The 22,777-nt window shown below is 43.3% G+C and carries 20 protein-coding genes and 1 other RNA gene; 12 read left to right on the plus strand and 9 right to left on the minus strand.

Annotation, left to right across the window (positions count from 1 at the left end):
• Positions 1-98: 98 nt before the first annotated feature.
• The 3 genes from NL643_RS07945 to smpB form a co-directional block, all read right to left on the minus strand.
• Entirely contained in the window at positions 99-644 is a 546-nt protein-coding gene (locus tag NL643_RS07945; protein WP_253644238.1) for a DUF6795 domain-containing protein, read from the minus strand.
• 818 nt (positions 645-1,462) lie between these two features.
• Positions 1,463-1,830: a transfer-messenger RNA gene (ssrA, locus tag NL643_RS07950) on the minus strand.
• 66 nt (positions 1,831-1,896) lie between these two features.
• Positions 1,897-2,382 (minus strand): SsrA-binding protein SmpB, encoded by a 486-nt coding sequence (gene smpB, locus NL643_RS07955; protein WP_005391476.1) that lies wholly within the window; start codon positions 2,380-2,382, stop codon positions 1,897-1,899.
• 118 nt (positions 2,383-2,500) lie between these two features.
• Here smpB and NL643_RS07960 point away from each other — a divergent pair, with 118 nt between their 5' ends.
• Both NL643_RS07960 and NL643_RS07965 read left to right on the plus strand, forming a co-directional pair.
• Positions 2,501-2,944, plus strand: coding sequence for an SRPBCC family protein (locus NL643_RS07960; RefSeq protein ID WP_005391473.1), 444 nt, complete (start codon positions 2,501-2,503; stop codon positions 2,942-2,944).
• Positions 2,934-3,287 carry an RnfH family protein gene (locus NL643_RS07965; protein WP_253644239.1) on the plus strand — a complete coding sequence of 118 codons (354 nt, stop codon included), beginning with the start codon at positions 2,934-2,936 and terminating at the stop codon, positions 3,285-3,287. Before NL643_RS07960 ends, NL643_RS07965 begins: the two co-directional genes overlap by 11 nt.
• 105 nt (positions 3,288-3,392) lie before the next feature.
• Here NL643_RS07965 and bamE read toward each other — a convergent pair whose 3' ends face one another.
• The 4 genes from bamE to nadK form a co-directional block, all read right to left on the minus strand.
• The gene (gene bamE / locus NL643_RS07970; RefSeq protein ID WP_005391468.1) at positions 3,393-3,752 is read right to left on the minus strand and encodes an outer membrane protein assembly factor BamE; all 360 of its coding nucleotides are present in this window, start codon (positions 3,750-3,752) and stop codon (positions 3,393-3,395) included.
• Between the two features lie 330 nt (positions 3,753-4,082).
• On the minus strand, positions 4,083-5,747 hold the full coding sequence (gene recN, locus NL643_RS07975) for a DNA repair protein RecN (RefSeq protein ID WP_104971335.1): 1,665 nt from the start codon (positions 5,745-5,747) through the stop codon (positions 4,083-4,085).
• Between the two features lie 168 nt (positions 5,748-5,915).
• Entirely contained in the window at positions 5,916-7,106 is a 1,191-nt protein-coding gene (locus NL643_RS07980) for a DUF3103 domain-containing protein (RefSeq protein WP_084742357.1), read from the minus strand.
• A 265-nt stretch (positions 7,107-7,371) separates the two neighbouring features.
• The gene (gene nadK, locus NL643_RS07985) at positions 7,372-8,256 is read right to left on the minus strand and encodes an NAD(+) kinase (protein ID WP_005391462.1); all 885 of its coding nucleotides are present in this window, start codon (positions 8,254-8,256) and stop codon (positions 7,372-7,374) included.
• A gap of 146 nt (positions 8,257-8,402) precedes the next feature.
• Between nadK and grpE the strand changes: the two genes are divergently transcribed.
• The 4 genes from grpE (at position 8,403) to dnaJ (ending at position 14,312) form a co-directional block, all read left to right on the plus strand.
• On the plus strand, positions 8,403-8,999 hold the full coding sequence (gene grpE / locus NL643_RS07990; RefSeq protein WP_012842091.1) for a nucleotide exchange factor GrpE: 597 nt from the start codon (positions 8,403-8,405) through the stop codon (positions 8,997-8,999).
• Between the two features lie 417 nt (positions 9,000-9,416).
• Positions 9,417-10,691 (plus strand): dicarboxylate/amino acid:cation symporter, encoded by a 1,275-nt coding sequence (locus NL643_RS07995; protein WP_012842090.1) that lies wholly within the window; start codon positions 9,417-9,419, stop codon positions 10,689-10,691.
• A gap of 354 nt (positions 10,692-11,045) precedes the next feature.
• A complete protein-coding gene (gene dnaK / locus NL643_RS08000) occupies positions 11,046-12,959 on the plus strand; it encodes a molecular chaperone DnaK (RefSeq protein ID WP_048626076.1) in 1,914 nt (637 codons plus the stop codon).
• Positions 12,960-13,163: 204 nt separating this feature from the next.
• Positions 13,164-14,312, plus strand: a complete 1,149-nt coding sequence (gene dnaJ / locus NL643_RS08005) for a molecular chaperone DnaJ (protein WP_005391453.1) — start codon at positions 13,164-13,166, stop codon at positions 14,310-14,312.
• Positions 14,313-14,380: 68 nt separating this feature from the next.
• Here dnaJ and NL643_RS08010 read toward each other — a convergent pair whose 3' ends face one another.
• The gene (locus tag NL643_RS08010) at positions 14,381-14,812 is read right to left on the minus strand and encodes a type IV pilin protein (RefSeq protein WP_203347270.1); all 432 of its coding nucleotides are present in this window, start codon (positions 14,810-14,812) and stop codon (positions 14,381-14,383) included.
• A gap of 103 nt (positions 14,813-14,915) precedes the next feature.
• Between NL643_RS08010 and NL643_RS08015 the strand changes: the two genes are divergently transcribed.
• From NL643_RS08015 to tadA, 6 genes are all read left to right on the plus strand, one after another.
• Positions 14,916-15,431, plus strand: a complete 516-nt coding sequence (locus NL643_RS08015; protein ID WP_186584447.1) for a GspH/FimT family pseudopilin — start codon at positions 14,916-14,918, stop codon at positions 15,429-15,431.
• 10 nt (positions 15,432-15,441) lie between these two features.
• Positions 15,442-16,080, plus strand: a complete 639-nt coding sequence (locus NL643_RS08020; protein ID WP_253644240.1) for a PilW family protein — start codon at positions 15,442-15,444, stop codon at positions 16,078-16,080.
• Entirely contained in the window at positions 16,080-17,375 is a 1,296-nt protein-coding gene (locus NL643_RS08025; protein ID WP_253644241.1) for a hypothetical protein, read from the plus strand. The genes NL643_RS08020 and NL643_RS08025 overlap by 1 nt, the downstream gene beginning before the upstream one ends.
• On the plus strand, positions 17,365-17,775 hold the full coding sequence (locus NL643_RS08030) for a prepilin-type N-terminal cleavage/methylation domain-containing protein (RefSeq protein ID WP_134647901.1): 411 nt from the start codon (positions 17,365-17,367) through the stop codon (positions 17,773-17,775). The genes NL643_RS08025 and NL643_RS08030 overlap by 11 nt, the downstream gene beginning before the upstream one ends.
• 288 nt (positions 17,776-18,063) lie before the next feature.
• Positions 18,064-19,623: an AbgT family transporter gene (locus NL643_RS08035; RefSeq protein WP_005383758.1), complete on the plus strand. Its 1,560-nt coding sequence runs from the start codon at positions 18,064-18,066 to the stop codon at positions 19,621-19,623.
• 213 nt (positions 19,624-19,836) lie between these two features.
• Positions 19,837-20,385 carry a tRNA adenosine(34) deaminase TadA gene (gene tadA / locus NL643_RS08040; RefSeq protein ID WP_253644242.1) on the plus strand — a complete coding sequence of 183 codons (549 nt, stop codon included), beginning with the start codon at positions 19,837-19,839 and terminating at the stop codon, positions 20,383-20,385.
• Positions 20,386-20,971: 586 nt separating this feature from the next.
• On the opposite strand, the gene mltF is transcribed toward tadA, so the two are convergent.
• On the minus strand, positions 20,972-22,549 hold the full coding sequence (mltF, locus tag NL643_RS08045; RefSeq protein WP_182033352.1) for a membrane-bound lytic murein transglycosylase MltF: 1,578 nt from the start codon (positions 22,547-22,549) through the stop codon (positions 20,972-20,974).
• Positions 22,550-22,777: the final 228 nt, after the last annotated feature.

The raw sequence follows: 22,777 nt of genomic DNA on the forward strand, positions 1-22,777 counted from the left end.
ACACTCGAATTTGGCGGCCAAAGCTTCATAACGGGTGTTCAAGAGCATCAGACTCGGCTGCTTAAGCTTCTTGGTGTTCTGTATGAAGCAGTTTATTCCTAAATTGGCTGCGGAATGACGGATCCAAATAAATCACATTGACTATTTACGTAGTAGTCATCGTTTTCGTCATCATCAATTGAAAAAGCAAAGTACTTAAGAGGGTTTGCTGCATCACAGACTAGATTAGCCATATTGTTTTTTACGTAATCCTCTATTTCATAGCCATCGAACGAACCTTCCCAAATAATAACGCTTTCATCAATATCTAGTTCTGTGGTTAAAACAATAGTTACATAATGTTCAATAAGCGGGATCTTAACGCTCTCTTTGTTCTCATACACAGGAGAAAATTCAAACCGACCACTGCTGTCAGTAAATGTTGATAAGTCTATTGATTTTCCTGAAGCGCTTAAACCAATACTAAGACTAACCTTTTGGTTATTAATCGGCTTCCCTTTTTTTGTTAGCACACCATTGATTTGTGGTGTGTATTGGTTAACTTTATCGCTATTCAATATACTCTCTCCAAAACTCATATTAATGCTCAACAATATGATTGTAATAAATCCAACTAAGTAATTTTTCACATCGAATTTTTTCATTTTAAAAATCTATAAATGTATATGTATTGTGTGTTTTTACAATATTTAATGTTAACTATGTGATTAGTACTGCATTGTCCTTGTAACTTGTGAATTTGAAAATTACATTTTTAGATTTATGTTTATCTACTTGACCGATTTTTATTAGCATTAATGAAGTTTAAATCTGGAACACTCAGTCTTCGCTAATCTTTGGTAGTTATATTATATTGGATTTTTGAGGCTTTCATCAGGTAATGTGGAAGCAAAATAAACGAGAGCTATCGAATGGTAAAGATCTCTATAAATACCAGGTTTCAGACAATGAAATCATATTGAAAATAGTTAATTAGTCGCTTGGTCAAGAGGTGTTTTTATTAATTTACATCGTAATGCTAGATTGACTTGATAATTTATGTTTCCGCCAATTGTGATAACCAAGAACAAAAGAAAAGGCTTATTAAGTATCTTTTGATGGTTAGTGATAAACCCAAATTGTTCAACTTTAACCCATCATAATTCTATAACTTAGATTTAGCACTCGTAGTTGTTGATACCCCAAAAACTTAGAACACTTTAAATCGAAGAGCATATAGTACACACTTTTTGGCCTTGAATGAGTTCTTCTGAACTTCCATGTGCTTTTGGTTGTGTATTTATGAGCGTATCGTCTGTTACCTAATACTCAACGAGTTTTTAAATCGGCATACGTTCAGAGTTATGCAGCAATGCTCGTGAAAAGTTATCAGGTAGCATGAGTGCGTGAGAAAAGAAGACAATGTGGAAAGTGGATTGTTGATACAAAAAAGACCACCCGAAGGTGGCCTTTTCCAAACGTTTGGTGGAGCTGGCGGGAGTTGAACCCGCGTCCGAAAACCGTTCATCATTGGTACTACATGCTTAGTCGATCTTTAATTTCGCCACCCACCTGCGAACCGACACGCTAATGAATGACTAGCCTGAATTAAAATTCGCCGTTCATCTCTCAGGCGGGAGAATCCGGGCTAGCGCGTTTGGGTTTGATCCCTCGTTATTCCCCGTCTTACGTGCGGAAGCTAGGGCGAGAGAGCTCTGAGCAGGTTATTAAGCTGCTAGTGCGTAGTTTTCGTCGTTTGCGACTATTTTTTTGCGGTTTTTTAACGAGGCCTACCGCACCTCGGCATGCACCTCAGACTTCTGAATTCCCGTCGAATCCTAAATCAGCCCCAGGTAATATTCGCATAGTAACAGAAAAGCATTGGCTGTCCAGTACTATGCGTTTAAGTGGTCAAGATTAACGCAGTGTACTCTTCATTACGCGTGCTTTCTCTCTTGCCCAGTCTTTTTCTTTTAAATCCGTACGTTTATCGTGCAGCTTTTTACCTTTTGCTACGCCAATTTTTAGTTTCACCCAAGAGCGAGACCAGTACAGAGAGAGGGCCGTTAATGTCATACCTTCACGGTTCACACGTCCGAATAGGTTGTCTAGTTCACGACGACTCATTAGTAGTTTACGCACACGTGTGGGGTTCGCCACAACGTGTGTCGATGCCTGATTTAAAGGAGTGATTGTCATGCCACTCACAAAGGCTTCACCGTCACGCATAAATACGTAACTTTCAGAAATATTGGCTTTACCTTGGCGAAGGGCTTTCACTTCCCAACCTTGGAGCTCCAAGCCAGCTTCGATTTCATCATCGATGAAATACTCGTGGCGAGCTTTTTTATTCAGCGCGATAGTATTGCTACCCGCTTTTTGTTTAGTTTTTTTCTTTGCCATAATAGCGACATTATACGGGTTGGATATCGGATAGGAAATCCTTTTATTTGCGCAATCGTGGAATAAAAGTAAAATTGGCAGGAGCTTTAAACCTGTACATGTATCGATAGGAGTATGTATGAAGCAAGTCAGCCGTTCTGCGCTTGTGTCTTTTAGTGCTGAACAGATGTTCAATCTGGTTAACGATGTTGCTAAATACCCTGAGTTTCTGCCTGGTTGCTCGGGCTCTAGAATCATTGAGTCTTCGGGTAATGGTATGGTGGCTTCTGTCGATGTGGCGAAGGCTGGTATCAGCAAAACGTTTACTACTTCAAATGAGCTGATCCCTGGCCAAGCAATTATGATGAACTTGGTGGATGGCCCGTTTAAGACGTTGCGTGGTGGTTGGATTTTTACCGCGCTAGATGAGCAAGCTTGCAAGGTTGAGCTAAAGCTTGAGTTTGAATTCTCAAGTAAAATGATTGAGATGGCCTTCGGTAAGGTTTTTAACGAGCTTACCAGTAACATGGTAAATGCATTCACTAAACGCGCAAAACAGGTCTACGAGTGTTATGAGTATTGAGTCAGATATGATTCACGTAGAGGTTGTCTATGCTCTTCCTCATGAACAGCGTGTATTTAATTTAGTGGTGAATAATCACGCAACGGTAGAAGAGATCATTCGACAATCTGGCGTGTTAGAGTTATACCCTGAAATTGATTTATCTAAGAATAAAGTGGGTGTGTTTAGTCGTAATGTGAAGTTAGATGCGACCGTTCGAGATCGAGATCGAATAGAGATATATCGTCCGTTACTCGCAGACCCGAAAGAGATTCGTCGTAAGCGGGCTGAGCAGGCCAAAGTCGATGGGAATGCAGACCCAGTCACCGGTGGTAAGCCTAGCTCTGTACGTAAGGATAAGTAGACTTGATATCAGTCCCAATGGATGGCGTCATTGATTCAAAGTGTGATTGCGCGATATCTAGATAATAAAAAACCTCTCATGTGAGAGGTTTTTTGCAAAAGTCGTTTACTGAATCTGTTCGTAAAAAGCGTCACTTTTTGGGAAGTCACCACTGATATCTGCGAGTGTGCCTTGATCGTTAAAGTTAACGATCAGGTCTTTTTGCACTGGATCACCGTGACCAGGAGTATGGTGATAAATGTAGTACCAAGTGTTTGGGTAGCCGTTTTCAATAAGCATTGGCGACCCTAGTACGAAGCGAACCTGTGCTTTAGTCATCCCAAACTTTAATTTATCTACCGCACTTTGTTCTACATAGTTGCCTTGGTTGATATCAATGCGATAAACCAGTTTTTCCAATACCGAACATCCTGTCAGCAATGTCATTGCTAATGGTACGGCAACTAACCACTTCTTTAATTGCATAATAATTTCTTAGTAACCTTTAAAATACTGCGCTGATAATAAACAAGCTCGACGCAGATGTAAAAAGCTATGCGTCGTATGATAGGAAATCTGACAACGAATTTTGAGTTGAGTTGCATTTATTGATTCTCTCACATGTATGTTTATGTCGATGAGCGATTTTCTATCCAGTTTAAGCGGTAACTAATGACAAATAGCCAAGTTATTGAGCTATGGGGTGGCACTGACCATTATTTCGAAAGGGAATCAGAACCCAAGCACTTTGATATGGTGATGGGGGAGGTAGAGTCACGGAGTAGTGTTCGTGACTCTATCTTTGAAAGAGCATGGCTAAGCGGCGATGAGGAGCTCTTTGGCGTTTGCAAGGGTAGAATCTGTAATTTGGCTACCTCCAAGTAGGCGAGCTAATTCTGCCACACGTTGTTGTTCATCTAATGCGTGCATTTGTGTTTCGGTTTGGCCAGCTTTTGTTTGTTTAGCCACGAACATTTGTTGATGGCCACAACCTGCAACTTGAGGGAGGTGAGTGACACACAATACCTGAGTAGACTCGCCAAGCTTGCGTAGCATTTTGCCGACTACAGCTGCTGTTGGACCACTAATACCGACATCCACCTCATCGAAGATCAAGCTTGGTGTATCCACTTTCTGAGCGGTAATCACTTGGATAGCTAATGAGATGCGTGATAGCTCACCGCCTGACGCAACTTTTGCTATAGGTTGCAATGGCTGTCCTGGGTTGGTCGATACTAAGAAGCACACACTGTCCATGCCAAGTGGTGATGGGTGCGTGTTTTCATTGCTGACTTCGATATTGAATACCGCTTTTTCCATGCTCAATTCGTGCATGCTTTGTGTGATCAGTTTGTTCAGTTCTTTTGCGTAACGGCTGCGTGATTTGTGTAGTTTTTCTGCTTGGTTTAGGAAGCTTTGGTACTTTTGTTCCACTTCTTGCGCGAGTTCATCTAAACGTTCATCAGAGCAATCTAACGCTTCTACTTGAGCCAGAAGATCTTGGTGATGTTGGTATAGTTCTTCTGGCATCACGTGGTGTTTGCGAGCAACAGACATCACTTTAGAAAAACGTTCTTCTACATAAGCCATACGAGCAGGATCCACATCTATGCCATCTAGATAACTGCGTAATTCGTTCTTCGTTTCTTCCAGTTGAATCATCGCTTCTGACAACATGTTGGGTAGCTCAGATAGCTTTTCATCTAACTCAGCTAGTTGAATTAGGGAGTGATTGGCCGATTGCAAAATACCAAGCGCATTGACTTCTTCACCTTCGTAAATAAGTTCGATGGCTTGCTGACAGGTAGTGGCGAGTTCACCACTATTGGATAGTCGTTTGTGCTCTTGCTCGAGCTCTGCAAATTCTTCTTCACCTAGCGATAACTCATTTAGTTCTTTGATTTGGTATTCAAGCAACTGTTTTTGCGCCTGGTTTTGCTGGCTATTTTCTTTTAGTTGCTTGAGGTTATTGTCTGCCTGACGCCAATGCTGGTAAGCACTTCGTGTGCTTTTTAGTAGGTTTAGATGACCTGCATATTGGTCGAGCATAGCCATTTGGTGTTCGCTTTTCATCAATTGATGATGAGCGTGTTGCCCATGGATATTGATCAGCAGTTGCCCTAAAGATTTGAGCTGTGATAGTGGGACAGGACTGCCATTAATGAAGGCTCTTGAGCGACCTTCTTTTGTGATGATACGACGCAAAATACATTCACTGCCATCAAGCAGATCGTTATCTTCTAGCCAACGCGTTGCATGTAGGTTGTTGTCCAGTAAAAAAGCGGCACTAACTTCGGTTTTTTCTTCACCTTGTCGAACCATGCCAGCATCGGCTCGTCCGCCTAAGCAGAGCCCTAAAGCATCGATAGCAATGGATTTACCCGCGCCTGTTTCACCTGTGATGGTGGTCATGCCCTTAGACAGCTCGAGTTGTAAAGACTTAACAATCGCAAAATTATTAACACTTAGATGAGCCAGCATTTTTTATTTACCTGTATAACTGAACAATACTGTATAAGAGAACAGTATATACTGTTTCTTTATACAGTAAAGACGGGTGAGAAAAAATTTCTGTGTGGGGTGCTTTTTTGTGATGAAGTGGGAAAAATGAGCCGAAGTGATTACAACGACTCATTAAAATTGAACAGGTTACGGACGAGTTGGGTTAATCGTGAGCGGCTCTAATGTGACTACTGCATTCACACCAGCACCTGGATGATCCACGTATGATGTGTCTTGCATTAGTGTGTAGTAAACGTCGACGAAGTCATCATCATTCGTTAGGACGCCGTCAGGGATCGTGTCGATGATCTTATTAGTGATTTGCGGAATAATCGCGTAAGCCTGAACTTCTGGATCTGGAATCGCTTTCAGCACTTCTCCAGCAACTTGAACGAGGAGTTTTGCCAACTGTTTATAGTCTGTACCATCATCTTGTTCCATGAGCACGATATCTGCAGCGCCCCAGCGGTAACGAGACCAGTGAATAATGATCTGATTCGGGTAGTAATCTTGGTTATCGTAGTCTAAGTATGGAAGCTCCACTAAATCGAGAGTCGGTTCATCACGACTTGGATTGACGCCCGTTACGATAGCGTAGATTTCTGCCTTGCCAGAGATCCAAGGTTCTTTGTCATCGGCTAGACGGATCTTTTTCAACTGCGTTGTTTGAATTGGAGCCGCTTCGCCCACTGTGCTACTTGACAATAGCGGTGCATTTTGGCGTTGTTCATCAGCAACGTATGGTTGAACTAAAGCTGGCTGACCGAGTTTTTTCATCTCAGCTTGCATAGCTTGCAAGCCTGCTTTTAGCTCAGCAGAGCTGTTGTTATCAACAACGAGTACAGGTACATCTGGGAGTTGGTAAACATCGAGTTGATGGATGTTGCCATACACATCAAATGCTTCGATATATTGCCAATTCTCATCATCACCACTTGGTTCAAATGCAAATAATGGCTCGACCTCGCCACTTTGCCATGCTGTTATCATGCTCTCATTCGCTAAACGAACTTCCAGCAACTGATCTGAGTATTCAGAAATACCTTTCCAGCTACGAATTTGAGTGTCAGCTTGTACAAGCTGATGGCTAAACTCGGAGTTGGGGTTTTGTTGAACAAATGCTGATACAGAGACGCTAGTCTGTTGTGGAGTAATATCTCTTCTCAACATGGGTTCAATGGCAGCATAGTTCTCACTCAATTGTTGAGCGAGGGCACGCTTCGTCTTAGTGATATCTTCCGCTTTTGCGTTGGATACACTGTTGACTTGCGTTTCCTCTGATTGGCAGCCAATAAGTGCTAATGTACTGAGAACAGACAGAATGATGGTTTTCTTCATAATATGTCCTTTATTGATTTTATGAAATAGAGTTAATACTCTATTCATGGTGAGAATATCACCGGACATAGGTCATTGAATTTGCTTTTCTATCTTTTGTGTAAACTTTGCCCACAGGATCAAAATTTATAAACTTCTCTTTAATGACAGCAAATATCGTGTCGCCTCACTACTTTGTGTCTATTTCTTGTCTAAGAAAGCCAAAAGCCAGTGGCAATTAAGCTGCTGGCTTTTTTATTGAAGTCATTTCCCTGAGTAACAAGTGTTAGAACAATTTACTAGACCAACCAAGCTTGTTACGTAAAACGTGATAGTAGCTGTAGTCCTTGGGATGGATGAGTTTGAGCACATTTGGACTTTGATAGATGTGGATTTCGTCTCCTGGAGAAACAGGGAGAGACACTTGTCCATCACAGCTAACTTCTTGTGTTCCTCGGTTCTCTGGTGACACCACCAATTTAATTCGACGCTTTCCATCAACCACCAAAGGTCGACTCGACAAGGTATGAGGAAACATTGGCACGAGTGAAATGGCATTCAAGCTAGGCGAAAGAATTGGACCACCGCCAGAAAGCGAATATGCGGTCGAGCCCGTTGGTGTGGAGACAATCAAACCATCGGCTCGTAAAGAGAAGGCGAAGCTTTCATCAATGTACACTTCAAATTCAATCATATGGGCAATTTGCCCTGGGTGAAGTACAGCTTCATTTAGCGCAGCGTTGTGGCTTTTAATTTGCCCGTGACGGTGTACTTCCGCTTCTAAGAGAAAGCGCTCTTCTTCAATATACTCACCGTCGAGTACCGCTTGCAGAGACGCTTGGAACTCGTCTGGGTTTAAGTCAGTTAAGAAGCCCAGGTTTCCACGGTTCACCCCTATGACTGGTACATCAAATCGGGATAAAATTCTTGCCGCGCCTAGCATGTTGCCATCCCCACCAACCACAATGGCTAGATCGGCATTTTTTCCTAGTTCAACTAAACTGGCAAATTGACTCTGCGGGATATCATCCAGTATTGCGGCAAGGCGATCGTCAATAAATACTTTATAGCCTTCAGAGGTCAGCCATTGGTACAACTCTTTATGAGTTTGAATTGCTTGTTGATCTCTTGGTTTTCCGATAATCGCGATCACGTTACATGGATTTTTCATAGCATTTCCGCATTAAAGAGGCTTGAATCAGGAATCTTCATCCCCATAATAATGGCAAGTCACCTAAATATGCGAATTTTTATGTGGTTAAAGCCCGCAAAAACGCGCATGGCTTTAAGGGCATTATGTTGAATTCTGGAGATATCATGAGCAACGAAGAAAACAAAGTTACAGAAGAAGAGCTTGATCAAATCATCGAAGAGGCTGAAAAAGTAGAAGCTGAAGCACAAGAAGTTGAAGCTGAGCTTGAAGAAATTGGTGATGAGACAGACGCTAAGATTGCTCAACTAGAAGCGGCACTATTGTCTAGCGAGGCAAAAGTAAAAGAGCAGCAAGATGCGGTGTTGCGTTCTAAAGCTGAAGTAGAAAACATGCGTCGTCGTACCGAGCAAGAAATCGATAAAGCACGTAAGTTTGCGTTGAACAAGTTTGCCGAAGAGTTGCTTCCTGTTATTGATAACCTAGAGCGTGCAATTCAAGCGGCAGATACAGAGAATGAAACGGTTAAGCCGTTCCTAGAAGGTGTTGAGTTAACACATAAAACGTTTGTAGACGTTGTAGCGAAATTTGGCTTGAAAGCAATCAACCCTGAAGGTGAAGCATTCAATCCAGAGTTCCATCAAGCGATGTCGATTCAGGAGAGCCCTGATCATGAATCAAACACAGTTATGTTTGTTATGCAAAAAGGCTACGAACTAAACGGCCGTGTGATTCGTCCGGCAATGGTAATGGTTGCTAAATAACCTTAACTGCCTGTTTTCAAATATAAAGCGCCCATCATTTTTTGATGGGCGCTTTTTTGTTTTAAACGTAAGTTGTTGTAATGAGCTTCATTGTATATCGATAAAATGGAAGTTTGATCCCCTTCATGTTTTTTCTTATTGGTTAATTATTTTCCTATAGGAGATTTCTTCTCATCTCACTGCGTGTTTATGAACGAAGAGGGCTATAAGTAACTGTAATCATTCGTTGTGTGAATGTTTGTCCTGCATAGGAATGTAAAGATAGTCATTTTTTCTACAATAATTCTGTTAACAAAAGTGTAAATTATCACTTTATTTTGTAACCTTCGTGTGTATGATTTGCGACTAATGCTTTAAAAGTAAGCATATATAACTACAAAGATGTAAATAGCAAACACAACATATCGGAGATTTATAATGGATAAATCGCTTTCTAGTAAGATTTTTATAGGCTTGTTTGCCGGCCTTGTGCTCGGAACAGCAATTCAGTACTTATTTAGCGGTATTGCGATTTTTGATACATACCTACTTGGAGCAGCAGAAGGCGTTGGCGGCATGTTTGTCTCGCTGATCAAATTGCTTGTTGTTCCTTTAGTTTACGTTTCAATCGTATGCGGCATTGTTGACTTGAAAGACATCAGTGCATTTGGTCGTCTTGGTGGAAAAACTTTTACCCTCTACATTCTTAACACCATCATTGCGATTACGGCGGCTTTGACTGTTGGTTTGATTTTCCAGCCAGGAGCGGGTGCTAATCTGGCAGGAACGGTATCTGAGGCCGTACAGCTGACGACGACAGAAACGCCGGACATTTTCTCTCTAGTTGTTAACATTGTTCCTAGCAACCCAGTACAAGCGTTTGCTAACGGCGACATGCTGCAAATCATCTTCATGGCAATTCTGACAGGTCTTGCAATTCAAGCTTTGGATTCTCGTGGTGGTCCTGCCATCCGCACGTTCAAAATGGCAAATGAAATCATGATGAAACTGGTTGGGTTAGTGATGAGTCTTGCGCCATATGGTGTGTTCGCGCTAATGATTCAATTGGGTGCAACACTAAACGCCAATACATTGATGTCCGTGGCTGGTTATGTGGCCTTGGTGGTTGCGATGTTGGTGTTCTGGATCTTCTTCTTCTATCCAATGGCAGTAAGTCTTGCGACAGGGACCTCTCCAAAGACTTTCCTACGTGCAACTCGTGAGCAGATTCTGTTCTCTTTATCTACCGCGAGCTCAAACGCGACTATCCCGGTAACGATGCGAACACTGACAGAAAAGCTTCAGGTCTCTAAATCGGTTGCTGGCTTCGGTGTACCACTGGGCGCAACGATGAACATGTCTGGTGTGTCTATCTATATTGCTCTAGCAACGATGTTTGTTGCGAACGCTTTTGGCCAGCCAATTAACACCGCAGACATCTTCACGCTTGGTTTAACTATTCTTCTATTATCTATTGGTGCTGGTGGCGTTCCTGGAGGCGGCGTGGTAATGGTAGGCGTTTTGCTTCACCAACTAGGCTTACCACCTGAAGGCTTGGCAATTATTGCTGCGGTTGACCGTATTAATGACATGTTCTGTACGTCTTCAAACGTTGTGGGCGACACGGCAGTGAACACCATTGTGGCAAAAACAGAAGGTGAGATTGGTAAAGAAGAAGGCGTTGACGCTGAGCCTGCTCAAGCGAACGCTTAATGCCTTGAATCATTTATTTTAACCCTAATCCTAATATTGAAACGAGCTCTTATGAGCTCGTTTTTTTGTTTAGGAAGAGTCGGGCATAAATACATTTACCTGAGAAATGGTGTTTTGTTGCGCTACAGCAGTGTGACGAGTTCCCAACTAATCAGAAAGAAACACATAAATTTCGAAAAAAGACGCTTTTTTTTAATTCTGCCCTTGAAAAGCATTTTGCCGCCCTTATCTATGTGGCATAGAGAAGCAAACATTGATTATTTTTGTTTGTGAGCAAGGGTTGAAACCCGATTCTCCTCCCCCCACATTGGGGTTATAACCAAACGAAAATAGAATTTATTCGGAGATAGCCAGATGGGTAAAATCATTGGTATTGACTTAGGTACTACTAACTCATGTGTTGCTGTATTAGACGGCGACAAACCACGTGTAATTGAAAACGCAGAGGGCGAACGTACTACTGCATCGGTTATTGCTTACACTGACGGTGAGACGCTAGTAGGTCAACCTGCGAAACGTCAAGCAGTAACTAACCCAGAAAACACGCTATTTGCAATTAAGCGTCTAATCGGTCGTCGTTTTGAAGACGAAGAAGTTCAGCGTGACATCCAAATCATGCCTTACAAAATTGTTAAGGCTGACAACGGTGACGCTTGGGTAGAAGCAAAAGGCCAAAAAATGGCGGCTCCTCAGGTTTCTGCTGAAGTTCTTAAGAAAATGAAGAAAACTGCTGAAGATTTCCTTGGTGAGGAAGTAACTGGCGCAGTTATCACAGTACCTGCTTACTTTAACGATGCTCAGCGTCAAGCTACAAAAGATGCTGGCCGTATCGCAGGTCTAGAAGTTAAACGTATCATCAACGAACCAACAGCAGCAGCGCTAGCTTACGGTCTTGATAAGAAAGGCGGCGATCGCACTATCGCGGTATACGACCTTGGTGGTGGTACATTCGATATCTCTATCATCGAAATCGATGAAGTTGAAGGCGAGAAAACATTCGAAGTTCTAGCGACTAACGGTGATACCCACCTTGGTGGTGAAGACTTTGATAACCGCCTAATCAACTACTTAGTAGACGAGTTTAAGAAAGAGCAAGGTATCGATCTTAAGAACGATCCACTAGCAATGCAGCGTGTTAAAGAAGCAGCAGAAAAAGCGAAAATCGAGCTTTCTTCTACTTCTCAAACTGACGTAAACCTACCTTACGTTACTGCAGATGCAACTGGTCCTAAGCACATGAACATTAAAGTGACTCGTGCAAAACTAGAATCTCTAGTTGAAGACCTAGTACAACGCTCTCTTGAGCCACTAAAAGTAGCTCTAGCTGACGCTGATCTATCAGTAAACGACATCACTGACGTAATCCTAGTTGGTGGTCAGACTCGTATGCCAATGGTTCAAGCGAAAGTTGCTGAGTTCTTTGGTAAAGAAGCGCGCCGTGACGTAAACCCTGACGAAGCAGTAGCAATGGGTGCTGCAGTTCAAGGTGGTGTACTTGCTGGTGACGTTAAAGACGTACTACTACTAGACGTAACTCCACTGTCTCTAGGTATCGAGACAATGGGTGGCGTAATGACTAAGTTAGTTGAGAAGAACACAACTATCCCAACTAAAGCGAACCAAGTTTTCTCTACAGCGGAAGACAACCAGAGCGCGGTTACTATCCACGTTCTACAAGGTGAGCGTAAGCAAGCGATGTACAACAAGTCTCTAGGTCAATTCAATCTAGAAGGCATCCAGCCTGCACCACGTGGTATGCCACAAATCGAGGTTACTTTTGACCTTGATGCGGACGGTATCCTACACGTGTCAGCGAAAGACAAGCAGACTGGTAAAGAGCAGAAGATCACTATCCAAGCTTCTGGCGGTCTAAGCGATGAAGACATCGAGAAAATGGTTCAAGAAGCAGAAGCTAACAAAGAAGCGGACAAAAAGTTCGAAGAGCTAGCGACTGCACGTAACCAAGCTGACCAAATGATTCACGGTACTCGTAAGCAAGTAGAAGAAGCTGGTGAAGCACTACCTGCAGAAGAGAAAGAGAAGATTGAAGCAGCAATTTCTGAGCTAGAAACAGCGCGCAAAGGCGAAGACAAAGAAGCTATCGATGCTAAAGTTCAAGCACTAATGACAGCTTCTCAAAAGCTGATGGAAATCGCTCAACAACAAGCTCAAGCGCAGCAAGCACAAGGTGCTGATGCAGGTGCACAGTCTAAAGAAGACGACGTTGTAGATGCTGAGTTCGAAGAAGTTAAAGACGACAAGAAATAATATTTCTTAACCAGATGGCTGCAAAGCCATCTGGGGTCGATAAGACTTCGTGTGCGGGCGTTTGGGGCAACTCTTACGCCCGTCTGTTTGTAAACGCTGTCTTTCTAGTTAAGTATGTTGCGGATAAGTGCACTTACCTAGAACGATACAAACACCAAGCGGTGAATCGATGCCGTTTGTAGTAATTAACTGGTGACGAAGAACATGTCAAAACGTGATTTTTACGAAGTATTAGGCGTAAGCCGTGATGCCTCAGAGCGCGATATCAAAAAGGCGTATAAGCGTCTAGCGATGAAATTCCACCCAGACCGAAACCAGGGTGATGAGTCTGCGGCGGACAAGTTTAAAGAAGTAAAAGAAGCGTACGAAGTTCTGACCGACCCTCAGAAGAAAGCGGCGTACGACCAGTACGGTCATGCTGCTTTTGAACAAGGCGGCGGTGGTTTCGGTGGCGGTGGCTTTGGCGGCGGCGGCGCTGATTTCGGCGACATCTTTGGCGATGTATTCGGCGACATTTTTGGTGGTGGTCGTCGTGGCGGTGGTGGTCACCGTGCTCAACGTGGTGCGGACTTACGTTACAACATGGAACTGACGCTAGAAGAGGCGGTTCGTGGTGTAACGAAAGAGATCGAAGTACCAACACTAGTACACTGTGATACCTGTGATGGTAGTGGCGCGAAGAAAGGCTCATCTGCTGAAACATGTGGTACCTGTCATGGTCATGGTCAAGTACAGATGCGCCAAGGCTTCTTCGCAGTGCAACAAACCTGTCCAACCTGTCACGGTAAAGGCAAGATCATTAAAGACCCTTGTAATGAGTGTCATGGTCAAGGTCGTAAACAGAAAACCAAAACACTTAACGTTAAGATCCCTGCAGGTGTTGATACTGGCGACCGTATTCGTCTATCTGGCGAAGGTGAAGCGGGAGAGATGGGAGCTCCAGCGGGTGACTTGTATGTACAAGTGCACGTGAAAGAGCACCATATCTTCGAACGTGATGGTAACAACCTATACTGTGAAGTGCCTGTAAGCTTTGCGATGGCGGCTCTAGGTGGTGAAGTTGAAGTGCCAACTCTAGATGGTCGCGTAAGCCTAAAAGTGCCTTCAGAAACACAAACAGGTCGTATGTTCCGCATGCGTGGTAAAGGTGTGAAAGGCGTTCGCGGTGGTGGTATCGGTGACTTGATTGTTAAGTTGGTTGTTGAAACACCAGTAAACCTAAGCTCACGCCAAAAAGAACTGCTCAAAGAGTTTGAAGAGTCTTGTGGTGGTGAAGCGGCGACAAAGCACAAGCCTAAATCAGAAGGCTTTTTCAACGGTGTGAAAAAGTTCTTTGATGATTTAACCAGCTAGACGTTAGTGAAAAGCACAAATACAAAGGCCTGCTAAAATGCAGGCCTTTTTGCATCTCGGTGTTCTTTCTAATTCCAGCAATCACTTGGTTCTTCGACATTTGTTGACGTTAAAGTAATCGTTTTAGCGCCAGTCAAGCACTCGTCGTCGTCTTGTCCCAGAGCCGATTTTGCTGTTGCTGTAATGGTATAGGCCGTACTTGCAGAGCTCGCAATATTGAAAGAAAATCTATCTGTCTCTGAATCGCATAGAGTGCATGTGCCTCCAGAGATAATATGACTCCAGTCGTACCCACCATCATAAGATGTTTCTAGCTCTAGCTGAATTCGACTAAGATCGCTCAAGGCAACTGTCCTATGAGACTTGAGCACATGATTGGTGTAAGAAGGGTAGGCGACAGCCGCAATGATCCCGACAATCACTACGGCTATCAGCAATTCGATCAATGTCATCCCTCCCAATCTTTTTTTGTAGCTGTTACAGCGAGAAATTCGAATCATCACGAGTAGTTTCCTTTTCACTTTTCCGCCTATTTTTGGCAGGTGATAGCATCTGTGCAAGATGAATTACGGCCCTTTTGCCGTTTACATAGGAATTTGGGAAATGCCTCGCGGGTTTACGTTGTTGGAGCTTCTTATTACTGTTGCTGTACTGAGTATTATATTGGCGTTTGCAGCACCATCTTTCCAAAATGTTTTTGAAACCAACAAAATGCAGCGCTTAGCTAATGAATTGCATGGCTTTGTTATTGAAGGCAAGTCTGAAGCAGTATTACGGCGTGAAAGACTTTGGGCACACATCATCATGTCTGGGAGTTCATCCAGTGACGGAAACTGGCGTATTGATTTGACAGATAACGGAGCTGAGGGGGCTGGGACTGTGTTGTTCTCTTTATCAGGTAAGCCGTATGACGGTATTGTCGTTACACCTAACTACGATTCAGACCAAATCAGTTTTGACGACGTTTATGGCCGACCATCATCAGGAAACTTGAAGTTTCATCCTGTTGGTGAATCATCAAAAGTCTTAAAACTTATTTCCCACACTTTATCTGCTCGCGTGCGAGTGTGTAGTGATAGCAACAGTACAGAATATTACGGTTATTCAACTTGCTCTTAAAAGGATGATTATGTTTAAACAAAAAGGGGCAAGCCTTGTTGAGTTTATGATCGCATCTGCACTTGGGCTTATTTCTCTTGCGACAGTGGGGGCAATTTATGTGAGTGGTCAAAGGGTGATAATGGAACGGTCGAAAGAGCTAATGTTGTTACAGAACTCTGAAAGTGTCGTGCAAATGCTCAAGAGTGACATTCAGCGTGCTGGTTTTGATGGTAACGATGGCAATTCTATAAAAATATCTGGCTCATCAAACACAATTTACACTCTCGATGATGTTGATAGAGGGGTGATTGCTTATGCTTATTACATAGGTGTTTCTGGCGCTGGCGCTAGCTCTTTTCCTTTATATAAAAACGTAGCTTATGAGCAACGAGTTAGCACGCCAGAGTCGCTATTTGTTTGTGAAAAAAAGCAAACAACGATATGGGATGTTGATGACGTGATTAACCTTGCAGGCACTGGCTCATGTAAAAATCTTTTTGATAAGAAAGTTATTCACGTTAATCGTTTTGACCTTACTAGTGAACTGTTAGAAAGCACTGATGCAAAAAGTGTACTGGTGACCGTTACATTGGGAACCGAATTGAAAGATGCGACTGATATTCGCACTCAGCAGTCGTTTACTGCGATGCAAAGGAACTGGCAGTAATGAAGAAACAACAAGGTGCAGTAGCGTTACTCGTTGTCAGTGTATTACTTGTCGCAGCGTTAATGATGTCGCTTGGTAGCTACAAGTCTCTTTTTTATCAGATCAAGCGTGCCAATAATCAAATTGAATCACGACAAGAGCATTGGCGTGCTGAAGGGGGATTGGAGTGTTTCTATTCTTTAGTTCAAAGTACCGGTGATGTTTCTTCTGCAACTTCACTAATTTCAAGCCGATGTGAAACGCCTTTAGGTTTACATCAATTAGCATTGGAACCCGACAACAAGCTGTTAAGTAAGCCAGTTCCAAACTCCAGCCGGACCGTTGAAAAACAACTTATCCTTTCAAGAGGAAGAGCGTCCGGAGCAATAAAAAGTAGTACAGATTTATACGTTAATGGTAGCTCTGTATTTTCAACACCAGACCCTGGTGAATTTGTAGGAAGTGGGTGGGAGTGTGTTGCTATTCGCTATAAGAATGCATTTCACTCACGTGCTGGAGCGACAAACCAAGGGGTTATACATGGTTCTGCCCCTTATGCTGACTTTGTTCACAACAATATAGATTGTAAATCGGAACATATGAGTGTGACCTCTTCTGACTCAGGTTACGGAGAGGACTTTATTCAAGATGCAGACCTGGAGCCATTTTACGACATTTTTAGAGAGCCACGCAGTGACTGGAACTCGGTGAAATCAGGCTGGGGGTTTACTACGATTGATTACGACGACTCAGCTAACCAAGTCGTTACTGATTGTGGAAAGAAAGTTGGGGAGCAAATTTCAGCAGGGAAAACACATATTTGGGTTACTGGGTCCTGTGAGTTTACTTCCTCGAAAAAGAATGGCTCTGGAGAGTATGAGAATGATTCTGATGGGATACCAATCAAAGGGGGCATTGATTATCTTAATGAAGCTTTTGCCGCTACTGGAGAAGCTCCAATATTACTTGTGGTTCAAGATGGTATTTTTGCTGTACATGGTTCAATGACATTCCCTGGTATGCTCTATCAACTTACGACTAATTCACTTACAGATTTAGATACACATTGGAACTTGTTCGAGGCCAAAGATCATTTTGGGGATGCGGCTAACTTTCCCACGCTTGCTCTAGATAAAGTCGTTTACCTGCAGCGTGGTTCATTTAGTTTTTCGGGGGGACAAGTGTTAGATAGTCCAGGTTATAGTGCTTATTTTGTTAACTCTCTAAATTTTGCATACAACCGAGATAACATCGATGAGGTCGTTGATCCGATTATTAATTTCCGCTGGAAAAAGGGCTCTTGGAATGATCTCTAAACAAAAAGGTTTTAACCTTCTTGAAGTTCTAATTTCTTTTCTGCTTATCGGTGTTGGGGCACTAGGTTTAACAAAGCTAAACGTGTATCTCGAACGTGAATCCGAATATGCCATAAAAAGTATTGAAGCACTTCGTCTAGCAGAAAACCAGCTCGAATGGTTCCGGACGCGTGGTGCTTCTGCGGCGATGTCTACCATCACACCTGCAAATTTTGCTTCTATTGCAACAGGCTCTTCTGTTACTGGACCTTATGTCGTCGAGTGGGAAGTTCCAGCTGCCACGGTTTCAGGAACACTGAAAACTATCACCATTACCTCTAGCTGGAAGGATAGAGTCGGCGAGACGCGATCAGTTCAGCTAAAAACGATGATTTCACAGTACAGTGAATTCGAAAACTAAGTTCAATTGCATACATGGGCTGAGACAAATGCGGGTGTAATTCCTGTTTGATACTGGATTTGTCACGGTTAATAAATGGTTTTTGAACTGTTAATCGAGTTGATGTGCTACTGTTTTTATTATGTTTAATTGAAGTGGTGTTTTTGCAAAATATGTCTCCAATTATGAAAAAAAATATAGAACCTTGTGCTTTCTCCATTAGTGTTTACTAGAATACTCGTTGGATAGTAGGCCGTCATAATTACTCAAATAGGCCTTGGCACCAACATCATTCACTATGGAGTTACCATGAGTAACCAAGCTGTAAATAAGGCACCATCATCGAAGCCGAGCGGGATGGAGCGCTTTTTAAACTTTATCGAGAGGACAGGTAACAAAATTCCTGATCCTGCGATTTTGTTCTTCTGGGCATTGATCATTACTTGGGCGGCGTCAGCACTTTTGTCGAATGTATCATTCGATCTTCCAAACCCTCGAACGGGCGAAGCTCTTACCATCACTAATTTACTTACGGGCGAAGCGCTAGCAAGTTTCCTTGCTAACATGGTGACGACGTTTACTGGTTTTGCGCCACTGGGTATCGTACTTGTCGCGATGCTAGGTGTGGGCGTTGCAGACTCTTCGGGCTTTATTACGACGGGTCTTAAGAAGATGCTGAACTTCACGCCAGCTAAGCTTCTTACTCCAATGCTTATTTTGGTTGCTATTGTGTCGCATACTGCGGCAGATGCAGGCTATGTTCTGGTTATTCCTCTGGGCGGTATTATCTTCCATGCGGCAGGTCGTCACCCTCTAGCGGGTATTGCGGCAGCATTTGCAGGTGTATCTGGTGGCTTCTCTGCAAACTTTATCCCTTCTGGTATCGATCCACTACTTGCAGGCTTTACGCAAACCGCGGCGCAGGTTCTTGATCCTGAATACGTGGTTAACCCATTAGCAAACATCTTCTTTACTGGCCTATCTTCCATCATTATTGTAGCGATTGGTTGGTACGTGACAGAGAAAATCATCGAGCCTCGTTTGTCAAAAATGCCAATTGATGACGATGCGGAAACCGCGCCAAACCTAGGTTCATTTACTGAACTGGAATCAAAAGCATTCCGTTATGCAGGTTGGGCAATGATGGCGGGTATTGCTTTACTTGTTGCAGCGTTAATTCCAGAAACATCAGCACTTCGCTCGCCTGAAGGTGAAATTACTGCCTTCTCAGCACCGATCATGAAGTCTATCGTGCCGTTGATCTTTATTCTGTTTATCATTCCTGGTTACGTTTACGGTAAAGTGTCTGGAACGTTCAAGACCAGCAACGACATTATCAAAGCGATGGCTGATACTATGTCGACCATGGGCGCATACATTGTAATGTCGTTCTTCTGTGCTCAGTTCCTATCTGCATTTGCTCAGTCAAACATCGGTACGATGCTAGCGTTGTATGGCGCAGAAGGCTTAAAAGCGATGAACCTACCAGGTGAAGTGACTATCATCGGTATGATCCTTCTAACCGCGTCTGTAAACCTACTTATTGGTTCGGCATCGGCAAAATGGGCTTTAATTGGTCCAATCCTAGTGCCAATGCTAATGGCGGTTGGTATCTCGCCTGAGCTATCTCAAGCGGCTTACCGTGTGGGTGACTCTGTATCGAACATCATTTCGCCTCTAATGGTATTTTTCCCTCTTGTAGTGGTTTACTGTCAGCGTTATGTGAAGTCGGCTGGTATCGGTACGCTTGCGTCACTAATGATGCCATTCTCGATCGCAATGCTGATCGGTTGGTCTATCTTCCTAGTTGCTTATTGGATGGTAGGCATCCCGCTAGGCATTCAAGCTCCTTACACTTATACAATGTAAAAATGTGTAGGGTGTGAAAGCCGCTAATTGGTAGCCAAAAAGCGCAGGTCTTCGATCTGCGCTTTTTTGTTCTCGCAAAACGAACATCGATAGGTCTTGTAACTAGTTTTTTTGGAGTTGCAAACTTTGTCTCGTGATGTGTTGCTGTAGTGAAACCGAAGTTGGTGATAAAATTCCTGACTTCAATCGTTTTTTGTTTCTTTGGAGCCTCCTTTGTCTAACCATCCGTTTACCCCTCAAGATGAATTGTTTATGCGCAGAGCGATAGTGCTTGCTGAGCAAGCAGAAGCTGAGGGGGAAGTACCTGTCGGTGCAGTGCTTGTCAAAGATGGTGAAATTATCGCTGAGGGGTGGAATCGCTCTATTGGTACTAATGACGCTACCGCACATGCTGAGATTCAAACACTGCGTAAAGCAGGCCAAAAGCTAGAAAATTACCGCCTTCTGGATACGACTTTGTATGTAACACTTGAGCCATGTCCAATGTGTGCCGGAGCCTTATTGCATAGCCGCGTTAAGCGGGTCGTTTTTGGAGCGCCAGATTTAAAAGCTGGAGCAGCAGGAACAGTGCTTAATTTGTTTGAAAGCCAAGCTGCTTACCATTACGCCTTAGTTGAAAAGGGGCTACTAGAAGATGAGTGCCGTACTCAGCTACAAGCGTTTTTTAAGCGTCGCCGAAAGGAAATTAAAGCAAAGAAACAAGCACAAAAAGCATTAGAAAATGGAGAGAGCGAAGAAGGTAGTGGGAGTAGTGAGGGCTAGCAAACACCTACAACGTGGTAGATGTTTGCTTGGACGCACTAGTGATTGACTAAATGTACAAAAACACGATTACGTGAACTTACTTTCTTTTTCATACATGTCAGTTTACGTTTACGTCGGATAGCAGCTACTGTGTTATTTAAACGCTTTGACTGCACTCTACGTCTTCTCATATTCAAAACCTCCTGCAGACAAGACTTATACCAGTAAATAGCGGTTCATCGATGCTTTACAATAGGCTCGATAATCGCACTAAACATTTGATGGTTTAACGTTCTTCATTTGACTTCTGCATTGCACAGAGCCAGCAAACAATTTCAATACGGTGCTTAATAATATGAGTGACGTTATTTCGGCAGAGCGTAGCCGAAAGCGCCGCTTCATCAAGTGAGCTAAACCATGTGGTTACGAAGCAATCTGTTACAAAGCAATCAGTTTAACTAATGGTGAAGAAAAGGCGACCAACCATAGGAATGATTGAGTGTGGTTGGTGTCACTCAGAATATTGGATTCTAGATAAGTTTTCGCTAGGACTCAACAAAAATGACGAGCTCATGGGCTCGTCATTTTTTAGTTTACAGCGGGTCTATTCTTCAGGGCTTTCTTGTTCGGTGTCTTCTTCAACCGTGACGTCAGAAGCGCCAGATATTTGCTCTACAACGGTCTCTACTGCTCCTGATATCAAAATGTCAGGGTTGAGCGGCGGGATAACTTGCAAGTCATCGCTATTCTCATCAATCGCTGGTCTTTGGCTGACATGACCAATGATGGATTGGTAGTAACGTCGAATATTTTCTACGTAATTACGCGCTTCATCACCTCTGGCGTACCCATAGCGAGTTTGACTGTAGTAACGCTTCTGACGCAGTAAAGGCAATCTGTCTTTTACATCCGCCCAAGCGTTTGGATCGCCACCTTGCGCTTTAGTAAGTCGTCGTGCGTCCATCATGTGGCCATAGCCAATGTTGTATGAAGCCAGGGCAAACCATATTTTTTCATGCTCGTTGATGCTATCAGGCACGCGACCTACAATGCGACGTAAGTACTCGACACCACCACGAACAGATTGCTCAGGGTCTAAACGGTTTGTTACCCCGACGCTTTTCGCTGTTGGCAGAGTAAGCATCATCATCCCTCTAACACCCGTTGGCGATTTTGCCGCTGGCTTCCAGTGTGATTCTTGATACGCCAATGCTGCAATTAAGCGCCAGTCGAACTCTTCGCTGTACTTTTGGAATAAAGGTGCCCACTTAGGCAATTTGTCATCCAGAGCTCGAATGAATGCGCGAGTATCAACGTAGTCAAATGCTTCAATATGACCAATGTACTTCTCTTCGAGAGTGGACAGTTCTCCTGATTGTTTAATGTTACCGAAAAACTCTATCAGCATCGCATACAAACTTTCGTCTTCAGAGCGTCGAGTAAACCACGATACTGGTTGATCTTCTGTAAGTTCAAACGCGAGCGCAAGATCGGGGTAAAGGCGCTGAGCTAGGGAAAGTTCTACAGAGTCAGTCACAGTAAAACGCAACTCACCAGTGGATACATATTTAAGTAAGTCTCTCGTATCTGCATCGCCAACAATTTCAAACTGTAGCTCTGGGTATTGCTTCTTTAATGCGGTTAGGGTCGGAACATATTGCGATTGTTCGACGATCTTTAATGTTTGTGCGCCTGCATTTGTATCTTCGTCAGATTCGCTGTCTTTCGATGCTTGGTATTCAATCAGCTGTTCGATATCACGTGGTCGAAGTTGCCCCTTTTTATACACAACTTGTTGGCTTACATAATAGTAAGCAGGGCCCGGTCTAAAGCGTTTTACCGCTTGTGATGTTTGATTTAAGCCCGTGGCGATGAGATCAATATCTCCTTTCTTAAGAGCAGGAAAAAGCTCGGCTTGACGAAAGGCAGGTTTAATCTCGAGCTTGACGCCGAGCTGCTCCGCAAACTGACGCGCCAATTCGTAATCCAACCCAGCGGGACCATCGGGACCAATATAATAGGAAAGCTGATTGTTTAGCGTGCCAACACGAAGCACGCCACGTTCCTGAATCTTTTCGAATTCACTTTTGGGTTCCGACTCAATCTGGCAGGCAGAGAGTAGTAGCACAGAAACAAAAATTAGAGCGCTGCGCTTGAGTCGGTTGAGCTGGCTTATTTGCATTAATAGGTACATCTTAGGAAATTTCTATTTGCCTTTATATCAAAGCGAGCTCATGGGGCAAAGTGAATCACACACTTATAGCGTGACATTGTGTGTTTTATCGACATTTTAGTCGTAATTCAAATTTGACAAAAAAAATGACGCAAACGGTTGCTTTTGATGTTACATCACAAAAACAATTGCTATATAATGCGCTCGCAATGACGAGGTGGAATCGGCATAGGTTCG

The sequence above is a fragment of the Vibrio sp. Y42_MX_L11 genome, assembly GCF_024181785.1.
Classification (GTDB): domain Bacteria; phylum Pseudomonadota; class Gammaproteobacteria; order Enterobacterales; family Vibrionaceae; genus Vibrio; species Vibrio diabolicus.

Bases quoted from the DNA above. Each gene is read 5' to 3' on its own strand.
- smpB (WP_005391476.1), bottom strand. From the start codon at position 2,382: ATGGCAAAGAAAAAAACTAAACAAAAAGCGGGTAGCAATACTATCGCG.
- recN (WP_104971335.1), bottom strand. From the start codon at position 5,747: ATGCTGGCTCATCTAAGTGTTAATAATTTTGCGATTGTTAAGTCTTTA.
- NL643_RS08010 (WP_203347270.1), bottom strand. From the start codon at position 14,812: ATGATTCGAATTTCTCGCTGTAACAGCTACAAAAAAAGATTGGGAGGG.
- bamE (WP_005391468.1), bottom strand. From the start codon at position 3,752: ATGCAATTAAAGAAGTGGTTAGTTGCCGTACCATTAGCAATGACATTG.
- NL643_RS07980 (WP_084742357.1), bottom strand. From the start codon at position 7,106: ATGAAGAAAACCATCATTCTGTCTGTTCTCAGTACATTAGCACTTATT.
- NL643_RS08030 (WP_134647901.1), top strand. From the start codon at position 17,365: ATGATCTCTAAACAAAAAGGTTTTAACCTTCTTGAAGTTCTAATTTCT.
- NL643_RS08035 (WP_005383758.1), top strand. From the start codon at position 18,064: ATGAGTAACCAAGCTGTAAATAAGGCACCATCATCGAAGCCGAGCGGG.
- NL643_RS08020 (WP_253644240.1), top strand. From the start codon at position 15,442: ATGTTTAAACAAAAAGGGGCAAGCCTTGTTGAGTTTATGATCGCATCT.
- NL643_RS08025 (WP_253644241.1), top strand. From the start codon at position 16,080: ATGAAGAAACAACAAGGTGCAGTAGCGTTACTCGTTGTCAGTGTATTA.
- NL643_RS08015 (WP_186584447.1), top strand. From the start codon at position 14,916: ATGCCTCGCGGGTTTACGTTGTTGGAGCTTCTTATTACTGTTGCTGTA.
- grpE (WP_012842091.1), top strand. From the start codon at position 8,403: ATGAGCAACGAAGAAAACAAAGTTACAGAAGAAGAGCTTGATCAAATC.
- nadK (WP_005391462.1), bottom strand. From the start codon at position 8,256: ATGAAAAATCCATGTAACGTGATCGCGATTATCGGAAAACCAAGAGAT.
- NL643_RS07945 (WP_253644238.1), bottom strand. From the start codon at position 644: ATGAAAAAATTCGATGTGAAAAATTACTTAGTTGGATTTATTACAATC.
- NL643_RS07960 (WP_005391473.1), top strand. From the start codon at position 2,501: ATGAAGCAAGTCAGCCGTTCTGCGCTTGTGTCTTTTAGTGCTGAACAG.
- mltF (WP_182033352.1), bottom strand. From the start codon at position 22,549: ATGCAAATAAGCCAGCTCAACCGACTCAAGCGCAGCGCTCTAATTTTT.
- NL643_RS07995 (WP_012842090.1), top strand. From the start codon at position 9,417: ATGGATAAATCGCTTTCTAGTAAGATTTTTATAGGCTTGTTTGCCGGC.
- dnaK (WP_048626076.1), top strand. From the start codon at position 11,046: ATGGGTAAAATCATTGGTATTGACTTAGGTACTACTAACTCATGTGTT.
- NL643_RS07965 (WP_253644239.1), top strand. From the start codon at position 2,934: ATGAGTATTGAGTCAGATATGATTCACGTAGAGGTTGTCTATGCTCTT.
- dnaJ (WP_005391453.1), top strand. From the start codon at position 13,164: ATGTCAAAACGTGATTTTTACGAAGTATTAGGCGTAAGCCGTGATGCC.